Raw genomic sequence first — 21,904 nt, forward strand, 5'->3', positions numbered from 1 at the left:
CAAGGCGGGGAGGGTGAGGGTGACCTCTCCTCAAGCTCCAACACCTGCGGAGAGGTCACCTTCACCCCACCCTCCCCATCAAGGGGGAGGGCTTAAAGTGCCCCATTTCAGCGGCTGAGCTGGAATTCCACCACGAGGCTGGCGTTGACGGTGACCTGATCGGCCTGGCCTTCCTTCTTCGGCGCGACGATCGTTACCAACTCGCCGATCAGCGCAAGCGCGCCGGCGGTGGGATCCTGCTTCTCGCTGACCTTGACGATCGCGCTGCGCTTGAGGCCCAAAGTCGCGGCATACGCATCGGCCTCGCCCTGCGCCTTCTTGATCGCCGCGGCCTTGGCGGCGCGGGTCGGCGCGACATAGTCGTTGAGCAACGGCAGCACATCGTCGTCGAGCTTGCCGCCGTTCGCCTCGATCGGCGCCTTGGCGCGCTCGACCGCGGCGCGGGTCGGCGCGTCGAAGCCTAGCGTCTCGGTTGCAGTCGACTGCGGAGTTGCTTCGCTGTCTTCGTCAAGCGTCTCGAGGCTGAAGCTCGGCTTCGACTTGGTGCCAGCGAAGGTCGAGACCAGCCCCATCAGCGAGTTGGTCGTGCCGATATCGCCTTTGGCCTCGCCGATGCCGATCGCCGAGAGCGCCTGCGTCAGCTTGGCCTTGTTCGCCGCCAGCGCGGCACCGGCAGCCGCCTCGTCCTTGCCCTTGGCGGTGAGTGTAACCGACAGGCGAAAGCGCTGCGCCGGCACGTTCACCTGACCCGTCGAGACGATCTCGACCGATACCGGCGCAGTCCCCGTCTGGGCCTGTGCCGCCAGGGGAGCCCCGAGCAGCGCAACCGCAAGTGCATATTTCATCATGTTCGAATCTCCCTGTTTCGAGCCTGCCTTAGCTGATCCGGGCACCCGGACAATCCGCGATCGGCTCGGCTCGCCGCGCGGCGAGATCGAGCCGGAAGGCGCCGCGGCGCGCGAGGAAGCTGCCTTCTCGGCGCCCCGGCGGAAACCCGGACTCCTCGACCAGCACGCACGTCTCCGCGCCACGGCGGCCGAAGCCGATCAGCCTGTTCTCGATGCTGTCGAGCCGCGGCAGGCCACGCGCCATGCCGCGGTCGATATCGCTTTGGAGGCGATCGGTGCCCAGTTCCGCGGCGCCGAGCGTGAAGGCATAGACCGCGGAAAAGTGCGCGGTGCGCTGGACCAGCAGCACCTGCCCCGACGCCTGCGGCCAGATCACGTCGATATGCCGGGCGAAGCGCATCAGTTCGCGGTTGCGCACGCCTGGCCCGTTGAGCCGCGCCACCGCAGCTTCGCGCTCGGTATCTGAATCGGCGGCCATCGCCCAGACCGCCCATTTGCCGTCGGGTGAGGTCACGCGCCCGCCGGCAAACGCCGAGATCCCGTCCGAAGCCGGGGCCAGAGCGAGCGCCAGCGCTAGCACCAGCCTCACCACCCTTGCGGCTGGCCCTTGTTCTGCTGGTCGAGCCACTTCTTGAGCGGCGCGAAATACTCAGCCATCGCCTTGCCCGAGATCTCGCGGGTGCCGGTGAATGCCTCAAGCGCGTCGGGCCAGGGCTTGGATGCGCCCATTTCGAGCATCTTGTTCAGCCGCGCGCCGACTTCCTTGTTGCCGTAGAACGAGCAGCGATGCAGCGGCCCCTTCCAGCCGGCCTGGTCGCATGCCGCCTTGTAGAACTGGAACTGGAGCAGCCGCGCCAGGAAATAGCGCGTGTACGGCACGCTGCCGGCGACGTGATACTTCGCGCCTGCGTCGAACTTGGTCTCGTCGCGGGCGACCGGGGCTTTCAAGCCCTGATAGTCGAGCCGCAGCTTGTCCCAGCCGGCCTGATAGCTGCCGGGCTGGATCGCGCCCGAGAAGATCTGCCAGCGATATTTGTCGACGAGCAGGCCGAAGGGCAGGAACGCGACCTTGTCCATCGCCTGGCGCAGCAGCAGTCCGGTATCCTTGTCGGCGCCGGGCACCTGCGCCTTGTCGAGCAGCCCGATCTGGACGAGGTAATCGGGGGTGATCGAGAGCGCGACGAAATCGCCGATCGCCTCGTGGAAGCCGTCGTTCGCGCCGTTGCGGTAGAGCTGGGGCTGCGCCTTGTACGCACGCTGATAGTAATTGTGGCCGAGCTCGTGGTGGATCGTGACGAAGTCGTCGGAATTCACCTTGATGCACATCTTGATCCGCAGATCGTCCTTCTCGTCGATATCCCAGGCCGAGGCGTGGCAGAGCACTTCGCGGTCGGCGGGCTTGAGGAACAGCGAGCGCTGCCAGAAGCTCTCGGGGAGGCCTTCGAAGCCGAGCGAGGAATAGAAGCCCTCGCCGGTCTGGACCATCTTCTTCCAGTCATAGCCCTTGGCCTTGAGCAGCTCGCCAACGTCATAGCCGAGATCGCCCGCCCCCGCCGGCGCGACCACATCGTAGATGCCGCCCCATTCCTGTGCCCACATATTGCCGAGCAGGTCGGCGCGGATCGGCCCCGTCTTGGGCTGGACCGCGTCGCCGTATTTCTCGTTGAGTTTCCGGCGGACATAGGTGTGGAGCGCCACGTAGAGCGGCTTGACGTCGGCCCAGAGCTTGTCGGTGAGCTTGGCGAACTCCTCGGGCGGCATGTCGTAGTTCGAGCGCCACATCGCGCCGGTATCGGCGAAGCCAAGATCCTTGGCGCCCTGGTTGGCGATCGCGGTCATCTTGGCATAGTCGCCGCGCATCGGTGCGCCGACATTGTCGTTCCAGCTCGTCCACATTTCCTGGAGCTCGGCTGGATTGCGGCTCTCGCTCATCGCGGCTTCGATGTCGCTGCCGTTGATCGGCTGGCCGCCGCGTGTCCCCTTGCCCTTGCCGTAGAGCGAGCCGAGCCTAGTCGAGATGTCCGAGAGCTGCTGCGCGGCCCCAGACGTGGTCGGCGCGGGCAAGGTGATAGCGCTGCGCAGCATGGTGAGCTGGCGCTTCTGCCCGGGGGTGAGCCCCGGCGCGTTCTGATACTTGGCCGCCTCGAGCGCATACTTGACCGCCATCTCGGTGCCGCGCGCGCCGTAATCGGCGGCGAGCGCGTCGGTATCGTCGGTGATATAGGTCGCGTTGATCCACGCGACGCGCGACGCGACGAGGTTGAATTCGGTATAGTCCTTCTGGACGCGGTCGAGGAACGCCTGCGCATCGGCGGCGGTGGGAGCGCCGGTCGTCGGCGCCGTCTGCGAGATCGCGGGCGCGGCCAGGAACGCAGCGAGCGCGAGCATCGAAATGCCGGTACGGATCATATGGTAAGCCCTTGAGGATCTTTGGATGACGCGACGATTGCGCGTCCTCCAGACGACCGTCAAGCGGCGAGGAACTCCGCGATCGCGTCGCCCAGTTCCGGCCGGGTGACGGCGCTCATATGGTTGCCCGGAATCTCGACGAAGCGTCCGTCGGGGAGCAAGTCGGCGACTTCCTGCGCCGAGCCGTTGTCGAAATCCTCGGCGCCGGTGACGACCAAGGTCGGCAGGTCGATCGCGGCGATCTCGGCCTCGGACGTATCGACAAAGGTCTGCAGGATCAGCAGCAACGCCTCCGGATCGCCCTTGGTGGTCTTGAGGAACGCCTCGGTCAGCCATTCGGAGCTGCCACGCTCGAACGTCCCCAGATTGGTTAGCACGCGCTTGAAATAGGTCCCGCGTCCTTTGGTGTCGGTCAGCCCCGCCAGCCCCATCCCGCACAGCACCGCGCGTCGTGGCTGCGCGCCGTGGACCAGCATCCGCAGCGTCGTCCGTCCGCCGAGCGAATAGCCGCCGAGATCGTAGTCCGTCAGCCCGAGATGCTCGATCAGTGCCAGCCCGTCGCGCATCAGCACATCCGGCGGATAGGCGGCGGGATCGTGCGGACGATCGCTGAGCCCGTGTCCGCGCAGATCGGGCATGATCACCCGAAAGCCACGCGCCGCGAGCTTCGCGGCATGGCCGTATTTGATCCAATTGACTTCGGCGGTCGAGAAATAGCCGTGGATCAGCACCACCGGCCGCCCCTCACCCATTTCGGTCCAGGCGAGTTCGACGCCGTCGAAGCTTGTGAAACGGTGCGTCTCAGTCGGGAAGCTTGCCAACTTTATCCATCCATCGCTGAACCAGGCTCGTATTCTGGTCGGTCCGTGACGCCGGCAGATGGCTGGAGTCAAGCCAGTTGCGGTGCCAGCTCTCGCATCCCGAATGCTCGGTCGGTTTGAAGCCATAGGGGTCGTCGAAGCTGCCGACAGTAAGGTCCATGCGATCGTGCGCGTGCGCTTCATAGGTAAGCGGCGTGCCGCAACGCGTGCAGAAACCGCGCTCGGCGATCGGCGACGATGCATAGCGATCGGGCTGCGTTTCCCAAGTCACATCGGTCTTGAGCAGATTCTTGAACGCGATCGAGACGCCGCCGGTCGCGCGCTGGCACATCCGGCAGTGGCAGAGATACGCCTCATCGTCGTCCACGCGTGCGCGATAGCGGATTCGCCCGCACTGGCACCCGCCGCTCATTTCCACCATCCGCACCTCCATACGATTGCTGCGTTGCACAATCTTTAGTTGCAATTCATAAGCTTGCTTACTATATGCCTGCTATGACCGAGAATCTAGGGTTCCTGATGGCCGATGTGTCGCGCCTGATGCGTCGCCGTTTCGACGAGCGCGCGCGCAGCAGCGGTGCGACGGGCCCGCAATGGCGGACACTCAAGATGCTCGAACGGCATGAGGGGTTAAACCAGGGACAGCTCGCCGAGTTGCTCGAAGTCGAGCCGATCACCTGCTGTCGGATGATCGACCGTCTCGAGGAAGCCGAATTGGTCGAGCGCCGCCGCGATCCCGCCGACCGCCGCGCCTGGCGCATCTACCTGACCGACAAGGCACGTCCCGTGCTCACCGAGCTTCACGATGTGGCGAGCGAGATGATCGAAACTGCGCTTCACGGGTTTGACCAGACGCAACGCGACCAGTTGATCGCCGCGCTCGCCCTGATCCGTTCCAACGTACTCCAGACGCAAGAGAGCAAAGAGGCCGCCAATGGCTGAGGCTGACCCCAAAATCGAAAAGGCACCCGACACGGTGGCGGTCGAACCCGCTCCCGAGACGGAAGTCGAAGCCGTCGAGCCCAAGGCGAAGCGCGGATTGCTGCGCCCGTTGCTGATGTTCGGCGTGCCGCTGCTCCTGATCGGCGTGGTCGGCTTCTTCTGGCTGACCTCGGGGCGCTATGCCTCGACCGACAATGCCTATGTCCAGCAGGACAAGGTATCGGTATCGGCCGAGGTCGCCGGGCGGATCGTCAACGTCGCGGTGCGGGAGAACCAGCGCGTCAAGAAGGGCGACTTGCTCTTCGAGATCGACCCGGCCCCCTATCGCATCGCCGTCGCCCAGGCCGACGCTGCGATCGCCAACGCCCAGGTCGAACTGCAGACCCTGAAGACCAGCTACGCCGGCACCGGCGCCGATATCCAGGCGGCGCGGGATTCGATCGTCGCGGCGCAGGAAGACTATCAGCGCCAGGCCGAGTTGATGAAGAGCGGCTTCACCACCCGCGCCCGGCTCCAGCAGTCCGAGCACGGGCTCGAACAGGCGCGCGCGACGCTCCAGCGCGCCAATGCCGATGCCGCCGAGGCGCGCTCGAAGCTCGCCACCGGCGCCGCGGTGCCCGGCGAGAACCCGCAGATCGCCGCCGCGCGCGTCCAGCGCGACCAGGCGCAGCTCAACCTCAGCCGCACCAAGGTCTATGCCCCCGCCGACGGCGTGGTCAGTCAGTCGCAGCGGCTCCAGGTCGGCCAGCAGATGATGACCGGGCTTCCAGCGCTCACCATCGTCACCAGCGACCAGTCGTGGATCGAGGCGAACTTCAAGGAGACCGACCTCAACAAGATGCGCGTCGGCCAGTGTGCCGAGATGTCGTTCGATGCCTATCCGGGGCTCAAGCTCAAGGGCCATGTCGCCTCGATCGGCGCAGGTACCGGCTCGGAATTCTCGGTGCTCCCCGCGCAGAACGCCAACGGGAACTGGGTCAAGGTCACCCAGCGCGTGCCGGTGCGCCTCTTCATCGACGAGAAGAGCTCGCGCGCGCTGATCGCCGGCCTTTCGTCAGACGTCGAGGTCGACCTGCAGGGGCCGTGCAAGTGATATACCGCGCCAAGTGATTGTCTGATCCAATGGCCACCGCCCGCCCTGCCCAGCCTGCCGCTGCGCCTTCTGCGCCTCGGCAAGGCGTCGCCGCGCTTCCCGTCCGCAACCGCGGGCTGCTGACGCTGGGCGTGATGCTGGCGACGATCATGCAGATCCTCGACACGACGATCGCCAATGTCGCGCTGCCGCACATGCAGACCTCGCTCGGCGCGACCGCCGACACCGTCACCTGGGTATTGACCAGCTATATCGTCGCTTCGGCGATCGCGATCCCGATCACCGGCTGGCTGTCCGATGCGATCGGTTCGCGCAACCTGTTCCTGATCTCGACCGTCGGCTTCATCATCGCCTCGGCGCTGTGTGGCATGGCGCAAAATCTGGAGCAGATGGTCGCCTTCCGTATCCTCCAGGGCATCTCGGCGGCGTTCATGAACCCGCTCAGCCAGACGGTGATGCTCGACATCAACCCGCCCGAGCGCCAGGCCAAGGCGATGTCGATCTGGGGCATGGGGATCATGGTCGGGCCGATCATGGGGCCGGTGCTCGGCGGCTGGCTGACCGACAATTTCAACTGGCGCTGGGTGTTCTACGTCAACTTGCCGCTGGGCGTGATCTGCATCGCGATCCTGTGGTGGCTGCTCCCCTCGCGCCCGGTGCGCAAGCGCCGCTTCGACCTGTTCGGTTTCTCGCTGCTGGCGCTGGGCATCTCGGCGCTTCAGCTAATGCTCGATCGCGGCCAGGGTGAGGACTGGCTCGGATCGACCGAGATCTGGGTCGAGATGCTCGTCGCCGGCATCGCTTTGTGGATGTTCACCGTCCACATGGCGACGGGCAAGAACCCGATGTTCGAGCGCGACCTGTGGAAGAACCGCAACCTCGTCACGGCGATCTTCTTCATGTTGGTGATCGGCGTGGTGATGATGGCGACGATGGCGCTGCTGCCGCCGATGCTCCAGACGCTCTACGGCCATTCGGTATTCGACACGGGCATGCTGCTGATGCCGCGCGGCGTCGGCGTGATCCTGACGATGGCGATCTCGGCGCAGCTTACTCAGCGCGGAGTCGATGCACGCTGGGTGGTGGGCATCGGCATGGCTCTCGCCGCCTATTCGCTGTGGCAGATGACGCATTGGTCGCTTGAGATGGGCACTTGGCCCATCATCGTTTCGGGGTTCGTCCAGGGGCTCGGCATGGGGTTGGTGTTCATGCCCTTGAACGGCATGGCGTTCGCGACGCTGCCGCCGCACCAGCGCACCGAAGGGTCATCGCTGATGAACCTCTCGCGCAACATCGGTGCGTCGGTCGGCATCTCCGTAGTGACGACGATCCTGGCGCGCAGTATCCAGGCGAGCCATGCCGCGCTGGCCCCAAACATCTCGGCGGCCAATCTCGACACGATGGACCCCAACCTGCTCCAGATGCTCGGCGGATCAGGCGAGACGGTGCTCGCGATGGCCAATGCCGAGATCAACCGCCAGGCGATGATGATCGGCTATCTCAACGATTTCTGGGCGATGATGATCGTCACGGCGCTGTCGGTGCCGCTGGTGGTGTTCCTCAAGCGGCCCAAGGGTCCGGCCGCCAACCCCGACCCTGCCGCCGCGGGGCATTGATCGACATTAATCGGACAAGAGGCGCGCACCCCCTTCCCAGGCCCTCTATAAGGAAAGCAAACCCTCGCGCCGTTTCGGCGCCCGCTTTCCGTTCGAGGTCCGAATGCTCGCCAAGTTCAACGCACTGTCACTCGCCACGAAGACGACGGTGCTCACCATCGCCGCGCTGTTGACGCTCGCACTCACCATCTTCGTGATCGCCGACCGTTCTATCACCGCCGATGCCGGCCGCCAGGCCGCCGAGCGCCAGGAGACCAACATGCGCGTCGCCTGGAACGTGCTGCACGGGCATGGCGGCGAATTCCGCGCTGAGGGCGACGCGCTCTATGTCGGCGACAAGAAGCTCAACGACTGGACCCAGCCGGTCGATCTGGTCAAGGAACTGGTCGGCGGCACCGCGACGATCTTCCGCGGCGATACCCGCATCACCACCAATGTGACCAAGCCCGACGGCAGCCGCGCGGTCGGCACCCCGCTCGCCGCCGGCGAGGCGCGCGACACCGTCCTCGGCCAGGGCAAGCCGTTCCGCGGCAGCGCCGACATCCTCGGCCGCCCGTTCTATACCGCCTATGATCCGATCAAGGACAAGGCCGGCAACGTCATCGGCGTCCTCTATGTCGGCATTCCCAAGGACGAGGCGCTGGCCGCTGTCTCGGCGCTGCGCTGGTCGATGGCGATCGGCGTGCTGCTGGCGACGCTGCTGATCACCGCCGTGATCTTCGCGGTCAACCGCGCGAGCTTCCGCCCGCTCGGCAGCATGAACGCGGCGATGCAGGATCTCGCCAAGGGCTCGACCACCACCGAGATTCCCGGCCGCGATCGCAGCGATGAGATCGGCCGCATGGCCCAGGCGCTGGTCGCCTTCCGCGACGCCGCAGTCGAGCGCGTCCGGATCGAGGCGAGCAGCGAGGCGGCTAACGCCGAGCGCCAGACCGCTATGACCGTGCTCAACGAGACGCTGCGCCGCGTCTCGCAGGGCGACCTGACCGTGTCGCTCGATGCGCGCTTCCCGGCGAGCTATGCCGAGCTGCGCACCAACTTCAACGAAGCGATGGGCGCGCTCTCGACGCTGGTCGGCACCGTGCTCGAGAGCACCGACACGATCCGCAGCGGCGCGACCGAGATCGCCACGGCTTCGGAGGATCTTGCCCGCCGCACCGAGAGCAATGCCGCGAGCCTGGAGGAGACCGCCGCCGCGGTCGCCCAGATGAACGGCCGCGTCGGCGAGACCGCTGCCGCCGCGAGCAGCACGGTCGAGCGTGCCGATGGCGCGATCGCCACCGTCTCGGACGGCCGCGCCGTCGCCGACGACGCAGTGCAGGCGATGAGCCGCGTCGCCGCGGGGGCCAAGGGCATCGACTCGGTCATCGAAGGACTCGACAAGATCGCGTTCCAGACCCGCGTTCTCGCGATGAACGCGGCGGTCGAAGCCGGTCGCGCCGGCGAGGCGGGTCGTGGCTTCGCGGTCGTCGCCGACCTCGTCTCGGCACTGGCGATGCGCTCGGAAGAGGAAGCCGCGCGGGCTCGCGACCAGCTCACCGCGACCCAGACCGACATCGTCTCGGCGGTCGATGCCATCGAGAAGGTCGATACGGCCCTGTCCGAGATCGTCGGCACCGTCGGCGAGGTCCACGGCCTGGTCGCGCGGATCGCCACCGACAATTCGGCGCAGTCATCGGCGATCGGCGAGATCAGTACCGCGATCGGCGCGATGGACCGCTCGACCCAGCAGAACGCGGCGATGGTGGAGGAGACGTCTGCGGCCGCGCGCAACCTGTCCGACCAGGTCGATCGCCTCGCCACCCAGGCCCGCACCTTCCGCGTCCAGGAAGACCGCCGCACCAAGCCGCGCGGCGCCTTCGAAGTCGCAGGACCGGCGACGGCGCAATAACCGACAAACGAAAGCGTCCGGTGCCGTTACGGCACCGGGCGCTTTCTTCCTTCGTCATCCCGGCGAAAGCCGGGATCTCAAGCCGCGCGCTTGCCGCACGAGGCTCCGGCGTTCGCCAGAGCGAAGATTACGCCGCCTTCTTGAGGTGCCGGCGGCCGAGCAGCTCGGCGATCTGCACTGCGTTGAGCGCCGCGCCCTTGCGCAGGTTGTCGCTCACGCACCACAGCGACAGGCCATTATCCACCGTCGAATCCTCGCGGACGCGGCTGATATAGGTGGCGTACTCGCCGACGCATTCGATCGGGGTGACGTATCCGCCGTCCTCATGCTTGTCGACGAGCATGATACCCGGCGCCTCGCGCAAGATCGACTTGGCCTTGGCCGCCGAGATCTCGTCCTCGAACTCGATGTTGATCGCTTCCGAATGGCCGACGAACACGGGGACGCGCACGCACGTCGCGGTCACCTTGATCTTGGGATCGAGGATCTTCTTGGTCTCCACGACCATCTTCCACTCTTCCTTGGTCGAGCCGTCGTCGAGGAAGCTGTCGATGTGCGGGATCACGTTGAACGCGATCTGCTTGGTAAACTTGCTCGGCGTGGCAGGATCGCCGACGAAGATATTCCGCGACTGCTCGAACAGCTCGTCCATCCCCGCCTTGCCCGCGCCGGAGACCGACTGGTAGGTCGCTACTACGACGCGCTTGATCTTGGCGGCATCGTGGAGCGGCTTCAATGCCACCACCATCTGCGCGGTCGAGCAGTTGGGGTTCGCGATGATGTTGCGCTTGGTATAGCCGTCGATCGCCTCGGGGTTCACTTCGGGGACGATCAGCGGCACGTCCGGGTCCATCCGGTAGAGCGACGCATTGTCGATCACGGTGCAGCCCGCCGCGGCGAAGCGCGGGGCGTGGAGCTTCGAACCCTCCGAGCCGATCGCGAACAGCGCCATGTCCCAGCCGGTCGGATCGAAATGCTCGATGTTCTGGACCTTATACTTCTTGCCGGTCTCGCCGAAGTCGATCTCGTCGCCCTGGCTGCGCGCGGAGGCAAGCACGGCGAGTTCGTCGATCGGGAATTCCCGCTCGGCGAGGATGTTCAGCATTTCACGCCCGACATTGCCGGTGGCGCCTGCGACCACGACACGGTAGCCCATTTTCGTCCTTCCATCAGGATCGTCGCGCAACGGGCGACGAGCGGTTCATTGGTGGTAGATGAGAAGGAATGCCAGCGCATTCCAGATGCCTCGAAGCAAGACGCTTCGCGCGCCGTCAGGCGCGGGTCGTAATTCGCGGAGTAGTGCGCGGTTTTCGAAGCATTTCGGCCGCCTAGCAGACCGAAAGCTGCGTGGCGAGGGGTAATTCGTATAATTTTCGGAAAGTCCGGCCGTCTTGTTAAAGACGGCCGGAATGCGTTCAGCGCTTGCCATGCTCGGTATGGCGATCGAGGAAATTGAGAATCGTCGTCCACAGATGCTCGCTGATCCCAGGACCGCTCACGCGGTGGGTGTGGCCTGGATAGAGCATCATCTCGAACGGCACCTTCGCCTTTTGCAGAGTCGCTGCCATCGCGGTGCTGTTGTCGAGCACGACATTGTCGTCGGACATGCCGTGGATCAGCAGCATCGGATCGGCGATCTTCGCCGCCTCGCCGATCGTGTCCGACTTCTTGTACGCCTCGGGCACCTTGGTCGGGTCGCCCATGTAGCGCTCGGTGTAGAAGGTATCGTACAGTTCCCAGCGACTGACCGGCGCGCCTGCGACGCCCGCGGCAAACACGCCCGGCGCGGCTTCGAGCATCTTAAGCGTCATATAGCCGCCATACGACCAGCCATAGGTCGTGATCTTGGCGGGGTCGACAAAATCGAGCGTCTTGAGATAGTTCGCCCCGGCGACCTGGTCCTCGACCTCGACCGATCCCATCGCGTGGTAGATCGCGTCCTCGAATGCCTTGCCGCGATTGGCCGAGCCACGATTGTCGATCTGGAACCAGATATAGCCGCGGTCGACGAGATACTGCTGGAGCGCTCCGCCCCACGCCTTGCTCACCGTCTGCGAATGCGGCCCGCCATAATGCTGGAAGAACACCGGATAGCGCTTGCCCGGCTCGAGTTCGGGGGTGACCATCTCCCAGTGGAGATCGGAGTCATCAGGGCCCTTGATCGTCCCGAACTTCCGCTCGCGATGGCTGGCGAGATAGGCGTGGTAGGGATGCTCGGCCTTGGTGACCGCATTTTCCTCGACCCAGGCGATCCGCTCGCCCGAAGCATCGGCGAGATAGACCTGCGACGGTTGGTTCGTGTTCGAGCGCGTGACGATCGCACGGCTCGCCTTCCCGTCCATCACCACTTTGTTCCACCAGCCTGCCTCGGTCAGCCGCGTCACGGCGCCGGGCTTAGTCACGTCGGCCGAGTAGAGATGCCGCTCGAGCACCCCGTCCTTGTTGCCGAGGAAGAAGATGCGGCCCTTGGCTTCATCGATTCCCGCGACTTCGGCGACTTCCCAATTGCCCTTGGTCAGCTGGGTCCATTTTCCTGCCTTCCAGCGATAGAGATGGCCGTGGCCGTCGCGCTCGGACCACCAGATCAGGCTGCCGTCGTCGAGCGCGTGGAAGTCATCCGACAAATTGACCCAGCTCTTGGGCCCCGATTTTTCGCTGAACAGCACGCTCGACGTGCCGGTGGCCGGATCGACCTTGAGCATGTCGAGCACGGTCTGCTCGCGGTTCATCCGCTGGACGTAGAGCGCGCTGGCGTCGGGCGCCCAATCGACACGGGTCAGGTAAATGTCGGCCTCCTTGCCGAGATCGACCTTGACCTTGTTCGCTCCCGCCGGGTCCATCACATAGAGATCGACCAGCACGTTGGGCGTGCCCGCCTTGGGATAGCGCTGCTGATAGGTGCTGGTGCCCGACGCGCCGATCGCAGTGCGGGTGACTACGCCCACCGGCGCCTCGTCATAGCGCTCGACCGCGAGGTAGCGGTCGCCCGGCGACCACCAATAGCCGGTGAAGCGGTTCATTTCCTCCTGCGCCACGAACTCGGCCTCGCCCCAATGGACCGTACCGGTGCCGTCCTGGGTGATCTTGCCGGGCGTGCCGCTGCCAAGCTTGCCGACGACGAGGTTCTGGTCGTTGACGTAGCTGACATAGCCGCCTGCCGGGCTGATCACCGGATTGAGCTTCGAGCCCTTTTCCTGGGTCAGCCGCGTGACGTTGCCGTCGAGGGAGGCGAGATACAGCTCGCCGTCGAGCGGCACGAGGATCGCCTTGCCGTCCGCCGCCCAATCATAGCCGACAATGCCGGTCTTGCCGACGATCGAGCGGTCGCGCTCGCGCTGCATCTTCTCGGCTTCGGAAAGCTCGGCGCCGGTCCCGACCTTCTTCGAATCGACCAGCATGCGCCACTGCCCGGTGGCGGTGTCCATCGCCCACAGGTCGTAACGCTCCTTCTCGTCGGCGCGGTTTCGCAGCAAGGTCAGATACTTGCCATCGGGCGAGAGCTTAGGCTGAAGCGGCGCGCTGCCCGCCAGGTCGGGGCTGGCATAGACGCGCTCGAGCGTGAGGTCCTTGATCTGCGCTGCCGCCTCACCGCTCATCAGCGGGGGCCCCAGCGCCATCAAAGACAATCCCAGCAACCATCTACGCATTCCAATTCTCTCCGGAGTCGCGCCCGACGAACGCGGGGCACACGCCTTATCGCGGGCACAGGGGGCGGGGTAAAGGCCGCTAATCCAGCCCCAGCGCGACCTTTCGCGAAACCAGGATGAAGCGCGGCCCCGCCCCGTTGGCTGCGGCGCGATCATCGGCGTTGTAGAGCGCGCATTTGCGCAGGCTCAGGCAGCCACAGCCGATGCAGCCGTCGAGATCGTCGAGCGTGCGCTGGAGCTGGGCGACGCGCGTCTCGATTACGTCGCGGAAGCCCTGGCTGATCCGCTTCCAGTCGGCCGCGCTCGGTGCCCTGCCCTCGGGCAGCCTGGCGAGTTCGGCGGCGATCTGCGGCAACGTGAATCCCAGTTGTTGCGCGATCAGCGCGAACGAGACGCGGCGTATATCGGCGCGCAGGAAACGCCGCTGGTTGCCCGCGGTTCGGATCGGATGGACCAGCCCCTTGGCCTCGTAGAAGCGCACCGCCGACACCGACAGCCCGGTGCGCGCCGCCAGCTCGCCGATCGTCAGAAGCTCGTTACCCCGGTTCATCTGCCTTCCGATTTTGGTACTTGACCTCAATCTAGGTTGAGGTTGTAGCTGATCTCGGCATGGCCTCCAACCGCGAAGGGAACTCCATGCCGCAGCCCTATATCGAGCACGTCAACCTGACCGTCAGCGACCCCGGGCGCATGGCGGCGCTGCTCAACCGCTTGTTCGACTGGCACGTCCGCTGGGAAGGCCCGGCGCGCGACGACGGCCGCGTCATCCATGTCGGCGACGAACGCACCTATCTTGCCGTCTACACCCCCGCAGGCGGTGCCGACGCCGACATCTTCGCGAAGGGACGCCCGCTCAACCATATCGGCATCCTGGTCGACGATCTCGACGATATCGAGCGCCGCGTGACCGAAGCCGGGCTCGTCCCCTTCGCACACGCCGACTACGACCCCGGCCGCCGCTTCTATTTCCTCGATTTCGACGGCACCGAATTCGAGATCGTCAGCTATGCGTAAGCCGCGTTGACGTTCTTTGTGCCGGGCAACATGCAGGCACACCGGTTTTGGAACCCGCGCGAGCTCGAGCGGGGCGCGGATCACCTCAAGGACGAATTCGACCGCGTTCTAGCGGACGAACGATTGCCCGAGGCTTCCCGAAGCGTCGTGCAGCAATGCTGCTCGTCGGTGATGCGCGGCCAGGATGGCGCAGGCTCGCTACGCGACACACTGCGGGACGGGAAATGACCTTTGACAAACGAAAAGGGCGCGATGGCAATCGCCACCGCGCCCTTTTTGCTGGCGTTCTGCCGGAGCCGTTACTCGGCGGCCGCAACCTCGGTCGGGCGCGGGTCACGACGCTCTGCGATACGCGCCGACTTGCCGGTGCGGCCACGCAGATAATAGAGCTTCGCACGACGCACGACGCCGCGGCGGACGACTTCGATCGAATCGATGTTCGGCGAATAGAGCGGGAAGACGCGCTCGACGCCCTCGCCGAAAGAAATCTTGCGGACGGTGAAGCTCGAACCCATGCCGCGATTGGCACGGGCGATGCACACGCCTTCATAGTTCTGCACGCGGGTGCGCTCGCCTTCGACGACCTTCACGCCGACGCGGAGGGTATCGCCCGGGCGGAATTCCGGAATCTTCTTGGTCTCGTTGAACTTGGCGATCTGCTCGGCTTCGAGCGTCTGGATGACGTTCATGACTTGTCGTTCCCGTTTCGTCGCCGCGCACCAGAGGGAGGTTGGACCCGAGCGCCCTCATGGCGCTCCCAAAGGTCCGGCCTCCGTAGCCGTGTATCGATCTCCGCCTGGGCTCTTCGCCATGCCTCGATCTTCGCATGATCCCCCGATCGCAGCACTTCGGGAATCGTGCGCCCTTCCCACTCAGCAGGACGGGTATATTGCGGATATTCGAGCAGCCCCGTTTCGAAGCTCTCGTCCATGCCGCTGGAAGCCGCGCCCATTACGCCGGGAAGCAGCCGAATGCAAGCGTCGAGCAGCGTCAGCGCCGCCATTTCCCCTCCCGAGAGGATATAGTCGCCGATCGAGACCTGTTCGATGTCGCGCGCTTCGAAGATCCGCTCGTCCATCCCTTCGAATCGGCCGCACAGGATGGTAACGCCTGTCCCCGCGGCGAGCGCGCGCACCCGGTCCTGGCTGAGCGTCCGCCCGCGCGGCGTCATAGCCAGCACGGGGCGGCCGGCGGGCACGCTGTCCAGCGCCGCGGCGAGCACGTCGGCGCGCATCACCATCCCCGCCCCGCCCCCCGCCGGCGTGTCGTCGACGCTGCGATGCTTGTCGGTGGCGAAATCGCGGATCTGCACCGCGTCGACGCTCCACAGCCCTTCGCGCAGCGCCCGTCCGGCGAGGGAGACGCCGAGCGGGCCGGGAAACATCTCGGGATACAGGGAGAGCACGGTGGCGACGAAAGTCATTTGGTCCAGTTCTCGATCCGCAAGCCGGGGACGTCGATGAAATCGCCCCCATTGCCGGTAACTAGCGTAAGGTTGAGTGCCAGGGCGTGGGCAGCGATCAGGCGATCGAAATTGCCCCGCTTGAAGGGTAGCGTTGCATAGACATCCCCACTTTTGCTGTCGAACGGCAACACCGGAATCTGCCGGAACAGCGCCGCCGCCAGTTCCGCCTGACCGCGTTGCGCTGCGCCGATCATGACTTCGGCATAAACGACAGCCGAGGTGATCAACTCGCCGTCCAGGCATTGCTGAACGCGTGCAGCGCCGCGCGGTGATCGACCGACCAGCAAATCGATGCAGAAATTGGCGTCGAGCAGATAGCGCGGATCAATCACGTCCCAAGCCGTCGCCCCAATCGCGATCCGTTTCGTCGGTCGGCATGCGCGCCAATCCCGGTATCGAACCGTAGATGCCAGTCAGATCGATCTTGCGCCCTTCCTTCGACGCAGGCTCGAACGCGAACTTGCCGCGGTCCTCCCGCAAGACCATTTCCTCGCCTTCACGGATTCCGAGTCCCTTAGGCAAGCGCAGCGCAACCGAATTGCCCGACTTGAATGTCTTAGCGCGATATTCCTTGGTCACCGCCGCCTCCGTATATACATCATGTATATACGCGAGACTTTCGGGTCAAGGAACCGCGATGCCTCCTTGCGCGCTTCGGCATCTCATGGACGACTGCATCATTATCGGCGCGGGACCGGCGGGACTCACCGCGGCGATCTATCTCGCGCGCTTCCATCTCAAGATCCGCCTGTTCGACTGCGGGTCGAGCCGCGCCGCGCTGATCCCGTGCACCCACAACCATGCCGGCTATCCCGACGGCATCTCGGGCAAGGAACTGCTCGCGCGGATGCTCGAACAGGCCGAGAAATACGGCGCCGAGCGCGAGCTTGCCGAAGTCACCGCGCTGCGCCGCGACGGGGAGGATTTCGTCGTCCGCGTCGGCGACCGCGCCGTCGTCGCCCGCTCCGTCCTACTCGCTACCGGCGTGGTCAACCACCGGCCCGAGATCGACGACGCGCTTCACACCGAGGCGCTCCAGCGCGGGCTCCTGCGATACTGCCCGATCTGCGACGGCTATGAAGTCACCGACAAGCGCGTCGGCGTGATCGGCACCGGCGATCACGGCATGCGCGAGGCGATCTTCCTGCGCGGCTACACCAACGACATCACCCTGATCGCCCCGAACGCCGAGCACGCGCTCGACGATGCCTGCGTGGAAGCGCTCGACGCTGCCGGCATCGCCCGGGTCGACGGCCCGTGCGGCGGCTATGCGATCGAGGGCGACCAGCTCGCCTTCGATACCGCGCATGGCCGCATGGCGTTCGACAGCGTCTATCCCGCGCTCGGCTCGCGCATCCGCTCGCGGCTGGCGATCGAGGCAGGCGCGCGCGCCGCCGAGGATGGGTGCCTCGAAGTCGACGACCACCAGCGCACCTCGGTTCCCGGGCTGTTCGCCGCGGGCGACGTCGCCAAGGGGCTCGACCAGATCAGCCACGCGATGGGCGAGGCCGGCGTCGCCGCGACGACGATCCGCAACCTTCTCGCCGAACGCCGCCCGCTGCGGCGCTAGCTCCCGCAGCCGCCACAGCCCCCGCCGCCGCAACCGCTTCCGCCGCCGCCGTCGCTGCTCCCGCCATCGCTGCCGCTCGATCCGCTATCGGCCGTGCGCATCCTGTGGAAGTCCTCCCAGCCCGAGCCGACCAGCACCGCCGTGCCGAACAGCGCGACCGCCATGCCGGCCTCGCCGCTCGCCGGCGCGCGCTGGAGCCGCTCGGAGCGCGCACGCGCCTCGGCGAGCACGTCGTGCCCGGCGCGCGTCCGCCGGTCGAGCACTGCGAAGCGGATCAGCGCGAGGACCGCCGTCAGAATGAGCAGCATCGTCAGATAACCGACTGGCCGCCCGCGCGCTTCGCCGATCAGCAGCTTGGTCCAGCCGAAGGCGAGCAGCAGGAAATAGGGCGAGGTCTGCCAGAAGCGGAGCTGGAGCGCAGTCCAGCCGTCCATCAGCAGCCCGTCCGCCACCAGCCGCGCGCGCACCGCGCCGGCATGACCGCCCGCGGCGACCGCAACCTGCACCCAGCTCGCCGGCTGCGGCAATGCGAGCACGCTGCGCTCGGCGGGGGTGCCGCCGCCCCCATTGCCGGCGAGGAACTTCTTGTTGTCGATCACCAATTGCCGCGTCTCGAGCATCTGGGCGGTGACCGTTTCGGCCAGCCGCAACGCCCCGCCGGCGAGGAAGGCGAGGGGTTCGGGATCGGTCCTGCGCGGCGCGGCGCCCGCGGGGCGCAGCCAGCGCGGCAGGACCAGGCCGGCGATGATCGTGACCACCAGCAGCGCGCCGTACAGCAGGAGAAACGGCCCGCCGGTAAGGTCGAAGGGTCCGAGCGACATATCAGCTCCTCAGCAAGAGCGCCCCGAGTGCGAGCGCGAAGAGCATCGCGACAGCGGTCAGCGACACGATCCGCACCACCCTGCGGGGCACGATCAACGCGTCGCGCGGATGCACGCGGCGCGCCTTGTGGTCCTCGTTCAGCCGCTGCGCCGCGTCGGGCCACAGATCCGCGGGCGGCCGGCCGAAGACGCGCTCATAGCTGCGCAGCGTCTCGGCATATTGGCTGAAATAGCGATGCTGCTCGTCCGCGCCGCCCGCCGTGGGGCCATGATGCAGCGGCCGCCCCAGCAAGCCGGGGCAGAAGCGCTCCCAATAGTCGCGGCTATAAGTGAGGTGGAGATGCCAGGCCTGGTCGACCGCATCGGAAGGCGTCACCGGATGCCCCGCGGTGACCGCGAGGAAGGCGAAGCGCCGATATTCCTCGATCACCCGCTCGGCATGCGCCCGAGACCAGCCATTGTCGCGCGCCAGCCGCTCGGCAAAGGGGAGCGAGGCGTCCTCGGGACCGAAGGTGTAATAAGAGAGCGCCGACCAGATCGGGTGGTCCGGGGCTTCAGCGGCAGGACCAGGGGCCTTTCGCATTCGAATGCCTACGTAGTGGGTGGATATTTAGGATTTGTGACAAATCCTCTAGCGAAATCGGGCGAGTGCCAAAGCGTCGGAATTCCAGGGACAGCTTCTAGATGTTCACGACATGACGACAAAGCTCATCCAGACTCGTGCCCATGTTGCTTCATTGCCTCGGTAGAAAGCGCTGACGCGTTTCGGCTTCTACCCTTGCTGCCTCAACGCCCCAGGCAGTGTTGGTCGTAAACCAGGCCTCCAGTTCCTGGGCCCGGTCCAACGTTACCGCCTTCCGCGCTGGGTCCAGAGGCTGTCGAGGCTCGAGGTGGTTCCCGTAAAGATCGCCAAGCAAGACGTTCTGCATCTCCGTTAGGAAATCTTCCGTGTAGGCAGTGGTGTCATCCACCGCCTGGATCAGTTGGTCGCTGTATGCGCGGATAGCCCGCGCACCCTCAACGCTCGGCGGCTTGTAAGGAAATATCCCGCCATCGGGACTGTCCGTGGGTAGTGCGGGCATGACGTGCAGGACGAAGTCCGAGAACATCAATTTGCGGCTGTCGTGCAGGACGGTGCTCATGGCAGTGCGGAAGATCAAAATGCGCGGATCAACGACACGCCGATTCTCGATCAGAAATATGAAGCGTAGGGCTGAATCCGTGAACTCACCATATAGCGCGCTCAACATGGGAAAGCGGGCGGTCGGAAGATTGTAGGCCAGCGCGGCGGCTTCCGCCCGTGCGGCCACTTCAATCTCCATGTTCATAATGTGAAGCTTGGTGCTTAACCCGATTGACGCGTCCGCGAGGCCACGGCAGATCAACACCGCGTCCTCATATAGCGCCGCGTTGATCTTTCTTCGCTCAGTTTCCGCGATAGCTGCGCGTGATTGCCGACCTTGCGATCTGACTTGAGCGATGACGGCCAAGACACCGAAAATCGCAGCGCCCGCCGTGGCGCCAGCGCCAATAAGCGCTGCTTGAAGTTCAACCGCAAGTCCGACCCACCACTGCGAAATGCTAAGCATTGGCCTCCCCCTCCGATAAGTATCAGCGACGGAAACGTTTCCGCAATCGTCCGAGCCGACTCCCGCATAGTTCACACTATTTCAGAGCAGTAATTCACAATTCATCACGCAAAATGGTGGCTAATTCGATACAAATAAATGTCCCCACTGGCTCAAACCCGTTGCTTTGGCTCGAGAGAGCGGCAGCCGCGATGCGTTGCGACCTAATCCCGCGGCTGCCCACTCAGACCCAACCGGTAACCAGCCCCCGCGCCCAATCCTCGCGCCCCTCCCCCGCCGCCTTCGCAGCGGCGGCCTGGTGGTCGTAGGCGACGGCATGGAACGCCACATCGCGATCCTCGACGATCGCGTAGCGCGCGCGAACATCGCCGCTCCCGACGACATAGGCATGAGGGTGGTCGTCATGAAACGCCTGCAACCCGACGCTGCCGGGATTGGCGATCCGGCGGCCGTCCAGCAGCCGAAACTCCCCCTGGATATGCGAATGGCCGCACAGCGTCAGCGCGGCGCCCTGCCCGCCCAGCCGCTCGGCGACTTCGGCCTCGCTGGCGCGGCGCAGGCCCGTGGGCTCGACGGTCTCGAGGAAGTGTTCGACGTCGCTGCGCGGGGTGCCGTGGCAGAGGAACAGGTCGCCCAGCGCCAGCGTCGCGGGCAGGGTCGCCAGCCAGCTCAGCACCGCCGCTGAGAGCAACGGCCGGGTGAAGCCGTCCGAGGCGTTCATCCGCTCGAGCGGGACTTCGAGCAGCTGGCGCTCGTGATTGCCTGCGATCGTCGGCCAGCCGCGGGCGATCAGCCAGTCGGCGGTCTCGGCGGGCCAGAGCGGACCCGACAGGCTGTCGCCCAGATTGACGAAGCCGGTGCAGCCGCGCAGCGCGGCGTCGGCCGCGACCGCTTCGAGCGCGGGAAGATTGCCATGGATGTCCGAAAGAACCGCAATGCGGCTCATTCGACGAAGCTCGCGGTGATCACCAGCCGTTCGGCATCCCATTCGGGCACAGCCTGAGGCTGCATCGGCACCATGAAGCGCTTGCCGGGCCGGCCTTCTACGCCGGGGCGCTCGATCTCGAGCACGTCGCCCGCGCCGTAATTGTCGATCGCCACCACCGTGCCGAGCGCCTCGCCCGCGTCCGAGACGGCGGGCAGCCCGAGCAGGTCGACATGGTAATATTCGCCCTCCCCCAGCGGCGGCAGCGCCGAGCGCGGGACGGTGAGCTGGGTGCCGCGCAGCGCCTCGGCGGCGTTGCGGTCGGCGATCTCGGCGAAGCGCGCGATCGCGCCGTTCGAGCCCGTGCGCAGGCTCTTGAGCGTCAGCGCGCCGCCGTTGAAGCTCTTGTAGCTGGCGAGATCGTCGGCGAAGACTTTCAAGCGCACTTCGCCGGCAATGCCGTGCGCGCCGATCACGCCGGCGAGCGTGACGGGGCGGTCGGCGCTCATGCCGCCCGCCCCGTCAGCACGCAGCGGGCATCACCCCTCAGGGGAGCCCGGCTGCTCCGGCGGCGTATCGTCGCCGCCTTCCGCAGGCGCATCGGTTGATGCGCCGGCAGGGTTGGTCTGGGTACCGCCTGGGTTTTCACGCTCGTCGGCATCCGGACCGGTATCGGGTTTGCTGGCCATCCTGCGCTCCTCTGGACATATCTCGTCCGTCAGAACGCAGGAGAACCGGCAAGTGCCTCAGCCTTCCGACTTTTCTTCGGCGGCAGCAGCTTCCTCGGCGGCAGGCGCCTCGGCAGCGGCCTCCTCGGTCGGCGCGGCTTCGGGAGTCGCTTCCTCGGCGGTCGGCTCGGGAGCAGGCGCGGCGGCGGCTGCTGCAGCGGCTTCCTCGGCGGCCTTGGCCTTCTCGGCACGCTCCTCGGCGCGCTCGACGGCCTTCTCGCCGGGCTTGCCCTTGTTCGGGTTGTTCTTCGCGGTGCGCTCCTTGACGCCGAGGCCGTCGAGGAAGCGGGCGACGCGGTCGGTCGGCTGCGCGCCGACGCTCAGCCAATGCTTGGCGCGTTCGCCGTCGAGCACGATACGCTTTTCGTCGTCCTTGGCGAGCAGCGGGTTGTAGGTGCCGATCTTCTCGATGAACTTGCCGTCACGGGGCGAACGCGCATCGGCGATCACGATCCGGTAGTACGGACGCTTCTTCGAGCCGCCGCGCGAGAGACGCATGGAAAGTGCCATTACAAATCTTCCTTC

Annotated in this window: 25 protein-coding genes; 6 read left to right on the top strand and 19 right to left on the bottom strand. The window is 65.7% G+C overall.

The annotated features are described in order from the left end of the window. Positions 1–107 precede the first annotated feature (107 nt). Genes RZN05_RS08225 through RZN05_RS08245 form a run of 5 tightly spaced genes read right to left on the bottom strand, consistent with a single transcriptional unit; the run spans position 108 to position 4,499 of the window. Complete coding sequence (locus RZN05_RS08225; RefSeq protein WP_317226131.1) at positions 108–848, bottom strand: SIMPL domain-containing protein; 741 nt, start codon at positions 846–848, stop codon at positions 108–110. 28 nt (positions 849–876) lie between these two features. Continuing rightward, positions 877–1,437, bottom strand: coding sequence for a hypothetical protein (locus RZN05_RS08230; RefSeq protein WP_317226132.1), 561 nt, complete (start codon positions 1,435–1,437; stop codon positions 877–879). Further along, positions 1,434–3,257: a M2 family metallopeptidase gene (locus RZN05_RS08235; protein WP_317226133.1), complete on the bottom strand. Its 1,824-nt coding sequence runs from the start codon at positions 3,255–3,257 to the stop codon at positions 1,434–1,436. Before RZN05_RS08235 ends, RZN05_RS08230 begins: the two co-directional genes overlap by 4 nt. A gap of 59 nt (positions 3,258–3,316) precedes the next feature. Then, positions 3,317–4,078: an alpha/beta fold hydrolase gene (locus tag RZN05_RS08240; protein ID WP_317226134.1), complete on the bottom strand. Its 762-nt coding sequence runs from the start codon at positions 4,076–4,078 to the stop codon at positions 3,317–3,319. After that, positions 4,059–4,499: a GFA family protein gene (locus RZN05_RS08245; protein ID WP_317226135.1), complete on the bottom strand. Its 441-nt coding sequence runs from the start codon at positions 4,497–4,499 to the stop codon at positions 4,059–4,061. The genes RZN05_RS08240 and RZN05_RS08245 overlap by 20 nt, the downstream gene beginning before the upstream one ends. A 74-nt stretch (positions 4,500–4,573) precedes the next feature. On the opposite strand from RZN05_RS08245, the gene RZN05_RS08250 reads away from it, so the two are divergent. From RZN05_RS08250 to RZN05_RS08265, 4 genes are all read left to right on the top strand, one after another. Beyond that, positions 4,574–5,020, top strand: coding sequence for a MarR family winged helix-turn-helix transcriptional regulator (locus RZN05_RS08250; RefSeq protein ID WP_317226136.1), 447 nt, complete (start codon positions 4,574–4,576; stop codon positions 5,018–5,020). Beyond that, a complete protein-coding gene (locus RZN05_RS08255; protein ID WP_317226137.1) occupies positions 5,013–6,113 on the top strand; it encodes an HlyD family secretion protein in 1,101 nt (366 codons plus the stop codon). The genes RZN05_RS08250 and RZN05_RS08255 overlap by 8 nt, the downstream gene beginning before the upstream one ends. A 29-nt stretch (positions 6,114–6,142) precedes the next feature. Then, on the top strand, positions 6,143–7,729 hold the full coding sequence (locus RZN05_RS08260; protein WP_317226138.1) for a DHA2 family efflux MFS transporter permease subunit: 1,587 nt from the start codon (positions 6,143–6,145) through the stop codon (positions 7,727–7,729). 103 nt (positions 7,730–7,832) lie between these two features. Beyond that, positions 7,833–9,620 carry a methyl-accepting chemotaxis protein gene (locus tag RZN05_RS08265; RefSeq protein WP_317226139.1) on the top strand — a complete coding sequence of 596 codons (1,788 nt, stop codon included), beginning with the start codon at positions 7,833–7,835 and terminating at the stop codon, positions 9,618–9,620. A 127-nt stretch (positions 9,621–9,747) separates the two neighbouring features. On the opposite strand, the gene RZN05_RS08270 is transcribed toward RZN05_RS08265, so the two are convergent. The 3 genes from RZN05_RS08270 to soxR all read right to left on the bottom strand — a co-directional run bounded on the left by RZN05_RS08270 (position 9,748) and on the right by soxR (position 13,817). Beyond that, positions 9,748–10,776: an aspartate-semialdehyde dehydrogenase gene (locus tag RZN05_RS08270; RefSeq protein ID WP_317226140.1), complete on the bottom strand. Its 1,029-nt coding sequence runs from the start codon at positions 10,774–10,776 to the stop codon at positions 9,748–9,750. A gap of 259 nt (positions 10,777–11,035) precedes the next feature. Continuing rightward, positions 11,036–13,237, bottom strand: a complete 2,202-nt coding sequence (locus RZN05_RS08275) for a DPP IV N-terminal domain-containing protein (RefSeq protein ID WP_317226141.1) — start codon at positions 13,235–13,237, stop codon at positions 11,036–11,038. A gap of 109 nt (positions 13,238–13,346) precedes the next feature. After that, on the bottom strand, positions 13,347–13,817 hold the full coding sequence (soxR, locus tag RZN05_RS08280) for a redox-sensitive transcriptional activator SoxR (RefSeq protein WP_317226142.1): 471 nt from the start codon (positions 13,815–13,817) through the stop codon (positions 13,347–13,349). Positions 13,818–13,903: 86 nt separating this feature from the next. On the opposite strand from soxR, the gene RZN05_RS08285 reads away from it, so the two are divergent. Then, the gene (locus RZN05_RS08285; RefSeq protein WP_317226143.1) at positions 13,904–14,281 is read left to right on the top strand and encodes a VOC family protein; all 378 of its coding nucleotides are present in this window, start codon (positions 13,904–13,906) and stop codon (positions 14,279–14,281) included. A gap of 299 nt (positions 14,282–14,580) precedes the next feature. On the opposite strand, the gene rplS is transcribed toward RZN05_RS08285, so the two are convergent. Genes rplS through RZN05_RS08305 form a run of 4 tightly spaced genes read right to left on the bottom strand, consistent with a single transcriptional unit; the run spans position 14,581 to position 16,325 of the window. Continuing rightward, positions 14,581–14,970 (bottom strand): 50S ribosomal protein L19, encoded by a 390-nt coding sequence (gene rplS / locus RZN05_RS08290; RefSeq protein WP_317226144.1) that lies wholly within the window; start codon positions 14,968–14,970, stop codon positions 14,581–14,583. Beyond that, positions 14,967–15,704, bottom strand: coding sequence for a tRNA (guanosine(37)-N1)-methyltransferase TrmD (gene trmD / locus RZN05_RS08295; RefSeq protein ID WP_317226145.1), 738 nt, complete (start codon positions 15,702–15,704; stop codon positions 14,967–14,969). Before trmD ends, rplS begins: the two co-directional genes overlap by 4 nt. Further along, complete coding sequence (locus tag RZN05_RS08300; RefSeq protein WP_317226146.1) at positions 15,701–16,078, bottom strand: type II toxin-antitoxin system VapC family toxin; 378 nt, start codon at positions 16,076–16,078, stop codon at positions 15,701–15,703. The genes trmD and RZN05_RS08300 overlap by 4 nt, the downstream gene beginning before the upstream one ends. Beyond that, complete coding sequence (locus RZN05_RS08305) at positions 16,071–16,325, bottom strand: AbrB/MazE/SpoVT family DNA-binding domain-containing protein (RefSeq protein ID WP_317226147.1); 255 nt, start codon at positions 16,323–16,325, stop codon at positions 16,071–16,073. Before RZN05_RS08305 ends, RZN05_RS08300 begins: the two co-directional genes overlap by 8 nt. Before the next feature lie 85 nt (positions 16,326–16,410). Here RZN05_RS08305 and RZN05_RS08310 point away from each other — a divergent pair, with 85 nt between their 5' ends. Further along, positions 16,411–17,316 (top strand): NAD(P)/FAD-dependent oxidoreductase, encoded by a 906-nt coding sequence (locus RZN05_RS08310; RefSeq protein ID WP_317226148.1) that lies wholly within the window; start codon positions 16,411–16,413, stop codon positions 17,314–17,316. On the opposite strand, the gene RZN05_RS08315 is transcribed toward RZN05_RS08310, so the two are convergent. From RZN05_RS08315 to rpsP, 7 genes are all read right to left on the bottom strand, one after another. Further along, positions 17,313–18,137, bottom strand: coding sequence for a TIGR04222 domain-containing membrane protein (locus RZN05_RS08315; RefSeq protein ID WP_317226149.1), 825 nt, complete (start codon positions 18,135–18,137; stop codon positions 17,313–17,315). The two genes, RZN05_RS08310 and RZN05_RS08315, sit on opposite strands and share 4 nt — an antisense overlap. 1 nt (position 18,138) lies before the next feature. Then, positions 18,139–18,720 (bottom strand): glycine-rich domain-containing protein, encoded by a 582-nt coding sequence (locus RZN05_RS08320; protein WP_317226150.1) that lies wholly within the window; start codon positions 18,718–18,720, stop codon positions 18,139–18,141. 151 nt (positions 18,721–18,871) lie between these two features. Then, complete coding sequence (locus RZN05_RS08325; RefSeq protein ID WP_317226151.1) at positions 18,872–19,726, bottom strand: hypothetical protein; 855 nt, start codon at positions 19,724–19,726, stop codon at positions 18,872–18,874. 223 nt (positions 19,727–19,949) lie between these two features. Further along, entirely contained in the window at positions 19,950–20,672 is a 723-nt protein-coding gene (locus tag RZN05_RS08330) for a metallophosphoesterase family protein (RefSeq protein ID WP_317226152.1), read from the bottom strand. Continuing rightward, positions 20,669–21,160, bottom strand: coding sequence for a ribosome maturation factor RimM (rimM, locus tag RZN05_RS08335; RefSeq protein WP_317226153.1), 492 nt, complete (start codon positions 21,158–21,160; stop codon positions 20,669–20,671). The genes RZN05_RS08330 and rimM overlap by 4 nt, the downstream gene beginning before the upstream one ends. Positions 21,161–21,190: 30 nt before the next feature. Continuing rightward, a complete protein-coding gene (locus RZN05_RS08340) occupies positions 21,191–21,340 on the bottom strand; it encodes a hypothetical protein (protein ID WP_317226154.1) in 150 nt (49 codons plus the stop codon). 57 nt (positions 21,341–21,397) lie between these two features. After that, complete coding sequence (rpsP, locus tag RZN05_RS08345) at positions 21,398–21,889, bottom strand: 30S ribosomal protein S16 (RefSeq protein ID WP_317226155.1); 492 nt, start codon at positions 21,887–21,889, stop codon at positions 21,398–21,400. Positions 21,890–21,904 lie beyond the last annotated feature (15 nt).

The organism is Sphingomonas sp. HF-S4 (assembly GCF_032911445.1).
GTDB lineage: Bacteria > Pseudomonadota > Alphaproteobacteria > Sphingomonadales > Sphingomonadaceae > Sphingomonas > Sphingomonas agrestis.

Coding starts and splice junctions, on each gene's coding strand:
- RZN05_RS08330 (WP_317226152.1), bottom strand. CDS start 20,672: ATGAGCCGCATTGCGGTTCTTTCGGACATCCATGGCAATCTTCCCGCG.
- soxR (WP_317226142.1), bottom strand. CDS start 13,817: ATGAACCGGGGTAACGAGCTTCTGACGATCGGCGAGCTGGCGGCGCGC.
- RZN05_RS08245 (WP_317226135.1), bottom strand. CDS start 4,499: ATGGTGGAAATGAGCGGCGGGTGCCAGTGCGGGCGAATCCGCTATCGC.
- RZN05_RS08265 (WP_317226139.1), top strand. CDS start 7,833: ATGCTCGCCAAGTTCAACGCACTGTCACTCGCCACGAAGACGACGGTG.
- RZN05_RS08315 (WP_317226149.1), bottom strand. CDS start 18,137: ATGTCGCTCGGACCCTTCGACCTTACCGGCGGGCCGTTTCTCCTGCTG.
- RZN05_RS08260 (WP_317226138.1), top strand. CDS start 6,143: ATGGCCACCGCCCGCCCTGCCCAGCCTGCCGCTGCGCCTTCTGCGCCT.
- RZN05_RS08270 (WP_317226140.1), bottom strand. CDS start 10,776: ATGGGCTACCGTGTCGTGGTCGCAGGCGCCACCGGCAATGTCGGGCGT.
- rpsP (WP_317226155.1), bottom strand. CDS start 21,889: ATGGCACTTTCCATGCGTCTCTCGCGCGGCGGCTCGAAGAAGCGTCCG.
- RZN05_RS08325 (WP_317226151.1), bottom strand. CDS start 19,726: ATGCTTAGCATTTCGCAGTGGTGGGTCGGACTTGCGGTTGAACTTCAA.
- RZN05_RS08340 (WP_317226154.1), bottom strand. CDS start 21,340: ATGGCCAGCAAACCCGATACCGGTCCGGATGCCGACGAGCGTGAAAAC.
- RZN05_RS08235 (WP_317226133.1), bottom strand. CDS start 3,257: ATGATCCGTACCGGCATTTCGATGCTCGCGCTCGCTGCGTTCCTGGCC.
- rplS (WP_317226144.1), bottom strand. CDS start 14,970: ATGAACGTCATCCAGACGCTCGAAGCCGAGCAGATCGCCAAGTTCAAC.
- trmD (WP_317226145.1), bottom strand. CDS start 15,704: ATGACTTTCGTCGCCACCGTGCTCTCCCTGTATCCCGAGATGTTTCCC.
- RZN05_RS08275 (WP_317226141.1), bottom strand. CDS start 13,237: ATGGCGCTGGGGCCCCCGCTGATGAGCGGTGAGGCGGCAGCGCAGATC.
- RZN05_RS08250 (WP_317226136.1), top strand. CDS start 4,574: ATGACCGAGAATCTAGGGTTCCTGATGGCCGATGTGTCGCGCCTGATG.
- RZN05_RS08255 (WP_317226137.1), top strand. CDS start 5,013: ATGGCTGAGGCTGACCCCAAAATCGAAAAGGCACCCGACACGGTGGCG.
- RZN05_RS08285 (WP_317226143.1), top strand. CDS start 13,904: ATGCCGCAGCCCTATATCGAGCACGTCAACCTGACCGTCAGCGACCCC.
- rimM (WP_317226153.1), bottom strand. CDS start 21,160: ATGAGCGCCGACCGCCCCGTCACGCTCGCCGGCGTGATCGGCGCGCAC.
- RZN05_RS08320 (WP_317226150.1), bottom strand. CDS start 18,720: ATGCGAAAGGCCCCTGGTCCTGCCGCTGAAGCCCCGGACCACCCGATC.
- RZN05_RS08310 (WP_317226148.1), top strand. CDS start 16,411: ATGGACGACTGCATCATTATCGGCGCGGGACCGGCGGGACTCACCGCG.
- RZN05_RS08225 (WP_317226131.1), bottom strand. CDS start 848: ATGATGAAATATGCACTTGCGGTTGCGCTGCTCGGGGCTCCCCTGGCG.